The sequence below is a fragment of the Micromonospora matsumotoense genome (assembly GCF_050951065.1).
GTDB classification, from domain to species: Bacteria; Actinomycetota; Actinomycetes; order Mycobacteriales; family Micromonosporaceae; genus Micromonospora; species Micromonospora matsumotoensis.
The window spans coordinates 1,594,657-1,606,468 of sequence record NZ_CP192025.1 but is presented as its reverse complement, the minus strand read 5'-3'; the positions used below and the strand labels follow the sequence as shown (position 1 = coordinate 1,606,468).

The 11,812-nt window shown below is 74.1% G+C and carries 8 protein-coding genes; 3 read left to right on the top strand and 5 right to left on the bottom strand.

The features are described 5' to 3' along the window. Positions 1-44: 44 nt before the first annotated feature. Positions 45-566, top strand: coding sequence for a DinB family protein (locus ACQP1S_RS07375; protein WP_432904497.1), 522 nt, complete (start codon positions 45-47; stop codon positions 564-566). Between the two features lie 64 nt (positions 567-630). Here ACQP1S_RS07375 and ACQP1S_RS07370 read toward each other — a convergent pair whose 3' ends face one another. The 3 genes from ACQP1S_RS07370 to ACQP1S_RS07360 all read right to left on the bottom strand — a co-directional run bounded on the left by ACQP1S_RS07370 (position 631) and on the right by ACQP1S_RS07360 (position 5,340). Further along, the gene (locus ACQP1S_RS07370) at positions 631-1,248 is read right to left on the bottom strand and encodes an HAD family hydrolase (protein ID WP_091245829.1); all 618 of its coding nucleotides are present in this window, start codon (positions 1,246-1,248) and stop codon (positions 631-633) included. Further along, on the bottom strand, positions 1,248-4,856 hold the full coding sequence (smc, locus tag ACQP1S_RS07365) for a chromosome segregation protein SMC (protein ID WP_432904493.1): 3,609 nt from the start codon (positions 4,854-4,856) through the stop codon (positions 1,248-1,250). The genes ACQP1S_RS07370 and smc overlap by 1 nt, the downstream gene beginning before the upstream one ends. Before the next feature lie 289 nt (positions 4,857-5,145). Next, positions 5,146-5,340 (bottom strand): hypothetical protein, encoded by a 195-nt coding sequence (locus tag ACQP1S_RS07360; protein WP_091245820.1) that lies wholly within the window; start codon positions 5,338-5,340, stop codon positions 5,146-5,148. Positions 5,341-5,716: 376 nt separating this feature from the next. Between ACQP1S_RS07360 and ACQP1S_RS07355 the strand changes: the two genes are divergently transcribed. After that, the gene (locus tag ACQP1S_RS07355) at positions 5,717-7,309 is read left to right on the top strand and encodes a CAP domain-containing protein (RefSeq protein WP_432904489.1); all 1,593 of its coding nucleotides are present in this window, start codon (positions 5,717-5,719) and stop codon (positions 7,307-7,309) included. A gap of 111 nt (positions 7,310-7,420) precedes the next feature. Further along, on the top strand, positions 7,421-8,317 hold the full coding sequence (locus ACQP1S_RS07350; protein WP_432904486.1) for an endo alpha-1,4 polygalactosaminidase: 897 nt from the start codon (positions 7,421-7,423) through the stop codon (positions 8,315-8,317). 96 nt (positions 8,318-8,413) lie between these two features. On the opposite strand, the gene ACQP1S_RS07345 is transcribed toward ACQP1S_RS07350, so the two are convergent. Then, positions 8,414-10,630 carry an MMPL family transporter gene (locus ACQP1S_RS07345; protein WP_432904483.1) on the bottom strand — a complete coding sequence of 739 codons (2,217 nt, stop codon included), beginning with the start codon at positions 10,628-10,630 and terminating at the stop codon, positions 8,414-8,416. Between the two features lie 223 nt (positions 10,631-10,853). After that, positions 10,854-11,711 carry a bifunctional DNA-formamidopyrimidine glycosylase/DNA-(apurinic or apyrimidinic site) lyase gene (mutM, locus tag ACQP1S_RS07340; protein WP_357887374.1) on the bottom strand — a complete coding sequence of 286 codons (858 nt, stop codon included), beginning with the start codon at positions 11,709-11,711 and terminating at the stop codon, positions 10,854-10,856. Between the last annotated feature and the right edge of the window lie 101 nt (positions 11,712-11,812).

Sequence of the window (11,812 nt, the reverse complement as noted above, 5' to 3'; positions counted from 1 at the left end):
ATCTCGGTCGCGGAATGTCGGACCGGGCGACGAGGATGCCGGACATGACCTGGCGTGCACCGGAGATCACCCGGACCCCTGAGCTCCCCGTCGGCGACGAGCGGGCCATGCTGGAGAGCTGGCTCGACTACCACCGGCAGACCCTGCTGCTCAAGTGTGCCGGGCTGACCGGCGAGCAGTTGCGCACCCCGAGCGTGCAGCCGTCGACGCTGACCCTGCTCGGCCTGGTCCGCCATCTGGGCGAGGTGGAGTCCTGGTGGTTCCGGGAGAATTTCGCCGGGCAACAGTTCGACTACCCGTACGGCACTCCCGAGAACCCGGACGCCGACCTCGACGTGCGCCACGCCGACGCCGAGGCCGACTTCGCCATCTACCACGAGCAGGTCGCCCTGGCCCGGGCTGCCACCGCCGGGCGCTCGCTCGACGAGACGTTCACCGAGGTCGGCACCAAGAAACGAACCTTCAGCCTGCGCTGGGTCTACCTCCACCTGATCGAGGAGTACGCCCGGCACAACGGCCACGCCGACCTGCTCCGGGAACGCCTCGACGGCGTCACCGGCGAGTGACCCCGGCGGGAACCGGGCCCCGGATCGGCAGGCTGTCAGGCGGACAGCCCACCGGCCGGCCGGGTCAGCACCCCAGCGCCGCCCGCAGGTAGCGCAGCCCTTCCGGCCCACTCCACCGGTACGCCGACAGCCCGGCCACCCGGGCTCCCCGGACCGCCCAGTCCTCGTCATCGACGAAGAGCACCCGGGCCGGTGGGGTCGCCAACGCGTCGCAGGCCGCCTGGAAATACTCCTTCGCCGGCTTGTGCACCCCGACGACCGAGGAGTTGACCACCACGTCCAACTCGCCGACCAGGCCCAACTCGGCGAGGTCGGTGTCGAGCAGGTCGGTGGCGTTGGTGCCCAGCCCGACCCGGACCCCGGCGGCCCGCACCTCGCGGACGAAGGCCAGCACGTCGGCGTCGACCTCACCCCGGTAACGCTGCCACTGCTGCACCGCCGCCCGCGCCCGGTCCGGGCCGACCGACTCGGTCAGCGCGTCGGCCACGCTGGACACCCAGTCGGCGTGGCTGACCTGACCGGTCAGCACCGGTTGGAGCCGCCCCCAGTGCATGGCGATCTCGCCGAGCACCCCGGCGGCAAGGCCGTACTCCCGCTCGATGCCGGCGGCCACCGCCGGGTCCCAGTGGCGCAGCACGCCGTCGAAGTCGAGCAGGAGCGCCGTCGGCCGTTCCCGTGCCACTACTGATTCTCCTCAGTTCGGTCGGACCGCTCGTCGTCGGTCCGGTGGAGCCGTTGACTGATCACCTGGGTCACGCCGTTGCGCATGGTCACGCCGTAGAGCGCGTCGGCGATCTCCATGGTCCGCTTCTGGTGGGTGATGACGATCAGCTGGCTCTTCTCCCGCAACTGGGCCAGCAGGGTGATCAACCGGCCCAGGTTCACGTCGTCGAGGGCCGCCTCCACCTCGTCCATGATGTAGAACGGGCTGGGCCGGGCCCGGAAGATCGCCACCAGCATCGCCACCGCGGTCAACGACCGCTCGCCGCCGGAGAGCAGCGACAGCCGTTTGATCTTCTTGCCGGGCGGCCGGGCCTCCACCTCCACACCGGTGGTCAGCAGGTCGTCGGGTTCGGTGAGGATCAGCCGACCCTCGCCGCCGGGGAAGAGCACCGTGAAGACCTGCTCGAACTCGCGGGCGGTGTCGGCGAACGCGCTGGCGAAGACCTCCAGGATCCGCTCGTCGACGTCCTTGACCACGGTGAGCAGGTCACGCCGGGTGGCCTTGAGGTCCTCCAACTGCTCGGAGAGGAACTTGAAGCGCTCCTCCAGGGCGGCGAACTCCTCCAACGCGAGCGGGTTGACCTTGCCGAGCAGGGCCAGTTCCCGTTCCGCCTTGGCGGCCCGCTTCTCCTGCACCGGCCGCTCGTAGCGGACCGGCTCGGGCACCGGCAGGCCGTCGCGTTCGGCCGTCGCGACGTCCACCGGGGTCGGCGGGACGGGCTGCGCCGGGCCGTACTCGGCGACCAGGGTCTCCAGGTCCAGGCCGAAGTCCTCGGCGGCCTTCGCCTCCAGCTGCTCGATGCGCAGCCGCTGCTCGGCGCGGGCCACCTCGTCGCGGTGCACCTGGCTGGTCAACCGCTCCAGCTCCGCGCCGAGCCGCTTCGCCGCCCCGCGTACCTCCTGGAGTTCGGCCTCCCGGGCGGCGCGTTCGCGGGCGACCGCGTCGCGGTGCTCCTCGGCACGGGCGACGGAGGCGCCCAGCCGGGTCAGTGCCTCGCGGGCGCCACCGACCACGGCCCGGGCGATCGCCGCGCCCCGGGTCCGCGCCGCCCGCCGGGCCGCCGCCCGCTCCCGGGCCGCGCGCTCGGCGGTGGCCTGCCGGGCCAGCGAGTCCGCCCGGCCGGCGATCGAGGCGACCCGCTCCTCGGCGGTACGCACCGCGAGCCGGACCTCCATCTCGTTCTGCCGGGCCCGGGGCACCATCGCCGCGAGCTGGTCCCGGTCCTCGGTGGAGGGTTCCGCGTCGATCGGGGTGTCCTCGGCCAGCCGCAGCCGCTCCGCCAGCTCGGCGAGGGCGGTCAGGTCACGTTCCCGGGCCGCCTCGGCGCGGGACCGGCTCTCGCCGAGCCGGTCGGTCTCCGCCTTGGCGGACCGGGCCGCCGCGCCCAGCTCGGCCAGCCGGCGGGCGGCCGCGTTACGGTGGCTCTCCGCCTCCCGTTTCGCGGCGGCGGCGTGCTGCACCGCCTCCTTGGCGGTGGCTACCTCGGCACGGGCGTCGACGAGCTGTTCGCGCAGCTCCGCACCGGTCCGCTCGGCGGTGAGCCGGTTGGCGCGGGCCTCCTCCACGGCCGCCTGCACCTCGATGAAGCTGGCCGCCTTGGCCGACCCACCGGCCGCCGCGTACGCCCCGACCACGTCGCCGTCCGGGGTGACCGCGCGCAGCTCCGGGTTGTCGGCGACCAGCTCGGCGGCGGCGGTGAGGTCGTCGACGAGCACCACGTCACGCAGCGCCCGGTGCACGGCGGGACGCAGCTGCGGGGCGCACTCGACCAGGTCGGGCGCCCACCGCGCGGAATCCGGCAGCCGGGGGCGCAGTGCGTCGGCGGGGCCGGTCATGCCTGGTCCGGCGGGGCTGCCGACCAGCAGGCCGGCCCGCCCGGCGTCGGAGATCTTCAGCAGCCGCATCGCCTCGACTGCCTCGTCCACCCCGCTGACCGCGACCGCGTCGGCGAGCCCGCCGAGCGCGGCGGCGAGCGCCGCCTCGTGGCCGGCGGCGACGGTGAGCAGCCCTGCCAGGCTGCCCAGCAGGCCGGACACCTCGTCGGCGCGGGCCAGCAGCGCGCCCGCGCCGTCCTTGCGGCGCAGCCCCAGGGCGAGCGCCTCCTCGCGGGCCTTCCACGTCGCGGCGTCCTTCTCGGCGGCCCGTTCGGTGTCGGTCAACGCCCGGACGGTGGCCTGCGCCCGCTCGTGGACGGCCACCGCCTCGGCGTGCCGGTCGTCCAGCTCGGCGTTGTCCCGGTCGGCCTCGGTGGACTGTTCGGCGACCGCGTCCAGCTCGGCCTGGGCCTGTTCGGCGCGGGCCAGGGCGTCGGCGTGCGCGGCGGCGAGCCGGTCGATCTCCTCACCGGCGCTGGTGGTGCGGGCCCGCGCCGAGTTCACCTGCCCGGTCAGCCGGGCCAGACCCTCCCGCCGGTCGGCGATCGCCTTGGCCGCGGCGACGAGTTCCCGCTCGGCGGCGGCGAGCTGGCGTTCCAGCTCCTGCCGGTGCTCGACCGCCTCGGCGAGCCGGATCTGGTCGTCGGTGAGCGCCCCGCGCAGCTCCTCCTCCTGCTCGCGGACCCGCTGCGACTCGGCCTCCAACTGGTCGGGGTCCCGGCCGGGGCGCTCGTCGTCGCCGGTGGCGCTGAGGTGGCGCAACCGCTCCCGGGCCAACTGCTCCACCGAGCGGAACCGTTCGGAGAGCGCGGAGAGCTTGTACCAGGTGTCCTGGGCGGCGGCGAGCAGCGGCGCGTCCTCGGCGAGCGCCGCCTCCAGCTCACCGAGGCGGCCCTGGACCTCGGCATGCTCGCCCTCGATCTGCTCGCGTCGCTCGCGCAGCGCCGTCTCGTCGGCGATCTCCTTGTCCAGGGTGACCCGCAGGGTGTGCAGGTCGTCGGCGAGCAGCCGGAGTCGGGCGTCGCGCAGGTTGGCCTGGATGGCGGCGGCCCGGCGGGCCACCTCGGCCTGCCGGCCCAACGGCTTGAGCTGGCGGCGCAGCTCGGCGGTGAGGTCGGTCAGCCGGTTGAGGTTGACCTGCATCGCGTCGAGCTTCCGCAGCGCCTTCTCCTTGCGCTTGCGGTGCTTGAGGACGCCGGCCGCCTCCTCGATGAACGAGCGGCGGTCCTCCGGTTTGGCGTGCAGCATGCCGTCGAGCCGGCCCTGACCGACGATGATGTGCATCTCCCGGCCGATGCCGGAGTCACTGAGCAGCTCCTGGATGTCGAGCAGACGGCAGGTGTCGCCGTTGATCTCGTACTCGCTCTCGCCGGAGCGGAACATCCGGCGGGTGATGGAGACCTCGGTGTACTCGATCGGCAGGGCGCCGTCGGTGTTGTCGATGGTGAGGGTGACCTCGGCCCGGCCCAGCGGCGCCCGCCCGGCGGTGCCGGCGAAGATGACGTCCTCCATCTTGCCGCCCCGCAGCGCCTTGGCGCCCTGCTCGCCCAGCACCCAGGCGATGGCGTCGACGACGTTGGACTTGCCGGAGCCGTTCGGGCCGACCACGCAGGTGATCCCGGGCTCCAGCTTCAACGTCGTGGCGGAGGCGAAGGACTTGAACCCCTTCACCGTCAGGCTCTTGAGATGCACCTTCTCGATCCTCGTCCGGTGGCCACCGCAGGCGTCGCGGGCTGCGCGGACCTGGTGAACCCGCAGAGTAACCCGTCGGTACGCGGTGACCGGCACGCGACCCGCCCCGGCCTCCGGCGCCGGCCCCCAGCCGGTCCGAAAATTGCTCGGGTGTGCTGCGCCACATCGGGCTCACAAGATCATGAATTGGCGCCCGGAGAAATGTGCCGCGACAGCACTGCGCGCCGGCACAAAAGTGTCGGCGCGCTTTTTCGCGGTGGTGCTGTTCAGTTTTCTGCGTAGCCGAAGATCAGGTGAGCGCCGGCTCGGCCAGCCGGAGGAGGTCGTCCACCTCCGCCGCAGCCGCCGCGAGCCGATCATTGTCGGCGCGCAGGCGCGTGATCTCGAACTCCAGGGACTGCACCCTGGAACGCAGTCGGGTGACCTCGTCGAGCAGACGCCGGTCGGGCGCTGCACCTACGTGGCCGTAGAGGGCCTTCGCCATGCTGACTCCTTGATATGCGCTGCCGGAAAAGCCGGCCAACGCGCGCCCATTTCGTGTTCGCGACTAACTACCGGGCCACTGAGTTCCGGGCGTGGCTGGGCGCGACTGGCGACACCTATATATTGAGCGATAACCCGCCGTTCGTCAAGTTCTCGCAGGCCGTAGATCATCTCCACGCCTACCCTGACGGCTGTGCCGGGGGGCCCTAAGGCTCGGACACTCTCTGTCCGGACTTCTTGACTCTACGCCTTCCGAAACGGGTACGGTGACCTTGGACGCCTGTCTGGCCTTAACTCTTCCTTAGCCGCATTGCCGCTGTTCCCGTTGCCGCCGTAGCGTCACCCCGGCCCGCAACCGACCCGTGGAGGCGACAGGCGTGTACGGCTGGACCGATCGGAACGACCCGGACGCCGAATACCGACGGCCGCAGCCGTCGGCGGACGACCCGGCCTGGCTGACCGACCGCCCCGAGCCCCGCTCGGCGTACCTCTTCGGTGACGACCCGGCGCAGGACGGACCGGCGCAGCCGGGACCCGGTGCGGCCGGGACCTCCGCCGGACGTTTCGGGGACGGGGCCGACCATCCCGCCGGACCCGCCGCCGCCGCCGACCGCGGGGCCGCTGCGCCGCGCGGCCAGCACCCGGCGGAGCCGACCGGGACGTGGCGGGAGGAGCAGACGGACCGGTGGCGGGACGAGCCGACCGGCCAGTGGAGCGGGGAACCCGCCGGGCAGTGGCCCGCCGCCGACCAGGCCGACCGCTGGCAGGGCGAACAGGCCGGAACGTGGCAGGGCGAACGCGCCGACCACCCGCAGGCTGAGCGGGCCGGTTCCTGGCAGGGCGAGCACACCGGGTCATGGCAGGGCGAACAGGCCAGTTCCTGGCAGGACGCACAGGGCGAACAGGCCGGTCGGTGGCAGGACGCACAGGGCGAACAGGCCGACCGGTGGCAGGAGGCGCAGGCCGGCCAGTGGCACGGTGAACGGGCCGGGCCGCGGCAGGACGAGGCCGACGACCGGTGGCAGGGCCCGCAGACCGGGCAGTGGCGCGGGCAGACGCCCCGGGCCGCCGCACCGGACGGGCCCTGGGAGGCCGAACAGGACGGACAGGCGTACCGGGGCGGAGCCGGGCCGCTGCCCGCCGACCGGGACGCCACCGCGTTCGCCCCGGCGGTCGTGCCGGTCGGCGGACGCTTGACGCCGACCGACCGCGACCGGCCACGCCGCCGGCTGAAGCGTCCGCTGCTCATCGGCGGGGCCGCCGCCGCGGCGACCCTGGTGGTGAGCCTCGGCATCGGCGCGCTGATGCTGCCCGACGACGACGAGCGCGCCGACCGGGCCGCCTTCGACGCGCCGGTGGCCACCGCTCCGGTCATCCCGGACGCCGCGCCGAGCACCGACGCCCCGGCCTCCCCGAGCCCGTCGCCGAGCCCGTCGACGGCGTCCCCGACCCCGAGCCCGTCGCCGAGCCGGACCGTCACGCCGACGCCGAGCCCGAGCCGGACCCAGGCGGCGTCCCGGCAGACCACCCGGGGCGGTGCCATTCCCACCGCGGCGACCACCACCCGGGCCGCGACCAGCGGGGGCGGGGGCAGTCAGGCCCAGCAGGTCGTCGACCTGGTCAACGCCGAGCGGGCCAAGGCCGGCTGCGCCGCCGTCACGGTGGACGACAAGTTGACCCTCGCCGCCCAGCAGCACAGCCAGGACCAGGCCGACCACAAGAGCATGACGCACACCGGCAGCGACGGCAGCAACGCCGGGCAGCGGCTGGACCGGGCCGGCTACTCCTGGCGCACCTACGGCGAGAACGTCGCCTGGAACCAGCAGACCCCGGCGGCGGTGATGAACGCCTGGATGAACAGCTCCGGTCACCGGGCCAACATCCTCAACTGCGCGTTCACCGAGATCGGCGTGGGCGTGGCCAGCAGCAACGGGCCGTACTGGACGCAGAACTTCGCCGCCCCGCGCTGAGCGGGGACGACCTGGCCCCCCGGTGACGACGCGACCGCGTCGTCACCGGGGGGCGTTCGTTTGACCGGGTGAGGCGTGCGGCGGGCACCGCACGGGACCCGGGAGCTGCCGATGCGGATCCGGCTGCCAGCGTCCGCGACGCGCGGTGGACGCTCCGCTGCGCCCGCCCGGCCACCGGGCCGCCGGGTGCTGCCGGCCGCCGTGGCACTCGCCCTGCTGACCCCGGTGTACGCCTGCCGTCCCGACCTCGGGCCACCCGGCGCACCGACCCCCTGGCCGCCCGGCGCGGCCCGGCAGTGGCGGTGGCAGTGGCAGCTCACCGGGCCGGTCGACACCACCGTCGAGGCCGACGTCTTCCTCCTCGACCCGGTCCGGGTGAGCGCTGCCGAGACGGGCGCGCTGCGGCGACGGGACCGGCGGTTGATCTGTCACGTGCCGGTCGGGACGTACGCCGGGAGCGACCCGGACGCCGACCGCTACCCGGCGGCGGTCCGCGGCGGTGTGGCCGGGCGGCCCGGGAGTCGTTGGGTGGACGTCCGGCGGTGGGACCTGCTGCGTCCCGTCCTGGCCGACCGGTTCCGGCTCTGCCGGGGCAAGGGTTTCGGCGCGGTGGCCCTCGTCGACGCCGACGGGTACGCCCACCGGTCGGGCTTCCCGCTCGACTTCGACGACCAGTTGATCTTCAACCGCCGGACGGCCGGGCTGGCCCGCACCCTGGGCCTCTCCCCCGGCCTGGTCGGCGACGTCGCCCAGGTGACCGCGCTGGCCCCGGACTTCGACTTCGCGGTCGACGAGGAGTGCGTCCGGCTGCGCCGCTGCGCCGAGCTGCTTCCCTTCGCCGACGCGGGCAAGCCGGTGTTCCAGGTCGAGTACGCCGGAGACCCGGCGCGTTTCTGCGTGACGACCGTCGGCTACGGCTTCGCCTCGATCCGCAAGAACCGCGCCCTGGACGCCTGGCGGGCACCCTGCCCCACCGCCCCGGGGCCGGCCCCCGGCCCGCCGGGCTGACCCGGACCGCGCGCTGCGGTCCGGGTCAGCCGCGCCGCCGGTCACGGCGCTGCACCACCCGGACGGGCGGTCACCGGCGGCGGGTGGGACCGGCGGTCAGTGCGCCCCGACCAGCTCCGGCGTCGGGTCGGCCGGTGGGGTGGCGGGCCGGCTGCGCGCGCGCAGGAAGCGCGGCGCCCACCAGTTGGCCTCGCCGAGCAGGGTCATCACGGACGGCAGCACCACCGCCCGGATGATCGTGGCATCCAGCAGGATCGCCGCGGCCAGCCCGATGCCGAGCTGCTTCATGTCGATCGTGCTGAGCGAGGCGAAGATCGCGAACACCCCCACCATCACGATCGCCGCGCTGGTCACCACCCCCGCCGAGGAGGTGATGCCGTACGCCACCGCGTCGGCGTTGGACCTGCCGGCCCGGATGCCCTCCCGGATCCGGCTGACCACGAAGACGTGGTAGTCCATGGAGAGCCCGAAGAGCACCACGAAGAGGAACAGCGGCAGCCAGGAGACGATCGCCCCCATCGAGGTGAAGCCGAGCAGTCCCTGCGCCCAACTGCCCTGGAAGACCAGCACCAGCAGGCCGTAGGCGGCCCCCGCGGAGAGCAGGTTGAGCAGGATCGAGGTGAGGGCCACCACGACCGACCGGAACGTCCAGGTCATCACCAGGAAGGTCAGCGCCAGCACGAAGGCCATCACCAGCGGCAGCTTCTCCCGGATGTGCCGGGCGTAGTCCTCGCTGGCGGCCACCCCGCCACCGACGGCGTACTCGACGCCGGGGATGCCGCGCAGCGCGGCCGGCAGCAGGTCGGCGCGGAGTTCGTGCAGCGACTGCACCGCCCGGTCGTCCCGGCTGGCGTACGGGGTGGCCACCTCCAGCACCGACACCCGGCGGTCCGCCGACACCTCGATCTTCGGGCCGTCCGCCTCGACCGGGGCGAAGAGCGGGTCGGCGGCGGCGTCGCGGGCCAGCCCGGTCAGCGCGGCGTGGACCTGGTCGGCCTGTCCGGCCGGGGCCCGGACGGCCACCGTGTGACTGGTGCCGGTGCTCGGGAAGGCGGCGGTCAGCCGGTCGTACGCCTGCATGGCCGGGGTGGTCCGGGGCAGGTCCTCCATGCCGGGGAACTTCAGCTTCATGCCGAGCGCCGGGGCGGCCAGGGCGAGCAGCAGTCCCACCGAGACGATCAGGGTGGCCCGGGGCGCACGCAGCGCGGGCCGCAGCACCGCCGGCCAGAACCGGGGCCGGGCGGGCTGCCCGTGCCGGCCGGTGCGCGGCGCGGTGAGTCGCCAGAGCAGCGGCACCCTGGGCCGGTCCACCCAGCGACCCAGCTTGGCCAGGAGTGCCGGCAGCACGGTCAGCGAGCCGGTCACCGCGACGGCGACCACCAGGATCGAGCCGACGGCCAGGGAGGAGAAGACCACGTCGTCGGCGAGCATCAGGCCGGCCATCGAGATGATCACCGCGAAGCCGGAGACGACCACGGCGTGCCCGGACGTCTCGGCGGCGATCTCCACCGCGTCCAGTCCGGATCGGCCCTTGGCCCGTTCCTCCCGTTCCCGCCGGACGTAGAACAGCGAGTAGTCCACCCCGACGGCCATCCCGATCAGCAGGATCACGCTGGCCGTGGTGTCCGTGGCGGGCACCAGGTGGGAGGCGAGGGTGGACAGTCCCATCGCGGCGGCCACCGAGGAGAGCGCCAGCAGCACCGGCACCCCGGCGGCGATCAACGCGCCGAACGCGACGATCAGGATGGCCAGGGTGACCGGCAGGCTGAGCAGTTCGGCGCGCTTGAAGTCCCGGCCCAGGGTGTCGTCCAGCGCCTGGTTGATCGACGGCCCGCCGACCTGCTCGATCCGCAGCTGCGGGTGGGCGGTCTGGACCCCGGCGGTGGCGTCGCGCAACGGCTGGACCCGGTCGGCGGCGGTCTGCGGGTCGCCGGCCAGGGTGATCGGCACCAGCAGCGCCGCACCGTCGGCCGACGACACCGGGGCACCGACCGATGCCACGCCGGTGAGCTGCCGCAGCCGGTCGGTCGCGTCGGTCGCCGCGGCCTGCGCGGCGGCCCGGTCCAGGGTGCCGGTACGCGGGGTGATGAGGATGTTCTCCACCGCCGGATCGGTGAACTTCCCGTCGGTGACGATCACGTCGGCGTGACCGGACTCGCCGATCGCCTGGTCCGCGCCGGTGGCCTCGTTCAGGCCGGCGGCGCTGCCCCCGACGAAACACACCGCCACGAAGACCACCCAGAGCGCGATCGCGCGCCACGGGTGCTCGGCGCTCCACCGCGCCAACCGCACCGTCACCGGTCTGCCGCCCATCTCCGTCGGGCCCCCTTTCCGCCGGCGCCGCGCCGACCGTGCTGACGCTAGGGACGGCGGCGGTGGGGCACATCGGGGAACGGCCCCGGCCCGCCCCCGATGGCGCGGAGGCGGTCGGGCCGGGTCGACCGGGACGACCGAACGGGTGGATCGGCGGAAATCGGGCACCGGCACGGAGTGCCGTCGGCGCGGCACACCGGCGCAACCCCGAACCGGCTCGGGGTCACCCCCTGAGGGCGCCCCGGGGGCGGGGCTGACAACGGGGGCAGCTGTACGACGACCGGTTCATGAACGCCTCCCGGCGGATCGGCGCCCCGCAACGGCGGCAGGGCTCCCCTTCCCGGCCGTAGGCGTTGAGTGACCGGTCGAAGTAGCCGCTCTCCCCGTTGACGTCGACGTACAGGTCGTCGAAGCTGGTGCCGCCCTGCTTGATCGCCTCGGCGAGGACGTCCCGCACGTGCCCGAGCAGCCGACCCGCGGCGGGGGCGGTCAACGCGTCGGTCGGGCGGGCACCGTGCAGCCCGGCCCGCCACAGCGCCTCGTCGGCGTAGATGTTGCCGACCCCGGAGATCAGCGTCTGGTCCAGCAGGGCCCGCTTCACTTCCGTACGGCGTCGGCGCAGGGCGGCGACGAACCCGGCGTCGGAGAATTCCGGGTCCATCGGGTCGCGGGCGATGTGCGCGATCTCGCCGGGCAGCTCGGCCCCACCCTCGCTGACCGCGAGCCCGCCGAACGTCCGCTGGTCGACGAAGCGCAACTGCGGCCCGTCGTCGGCGAACCGGAACCGGACCCGCAGGTGCAGCTCGTCGGCCGCCTCGGCCGGCTGGAGCAGCAGCTGCCCCGACATGCCCAGGTGGCCGACGAGCGCGTCACCGCTGTCCAGCGGTAGCCAGAGGTACTTGCCGCGCCGCCGTACGTCGGTCACCGTCCGGCCGGCCAGCACGTCGGCGAAGTGCGCCGGGCCGGGGACGTGCCGCCGCACGGCCCGGGGGTGGCGCACCTCCACCGTCGAGATCCGGCGGCCGGTGACCCACTGGGCCAGCCCTTGCCGCACCGTCTCGACCTCGGGCAGCTCAGGCACGGCCCAGTCCCGCCTCGGCGGTCTCGTCTCCCGCCGGCTGCCCGGCGTCGGCGGGCCCACCCGGCCGGCCGGCGCCGTTCGACACCGCGGTCCCGTTCGAC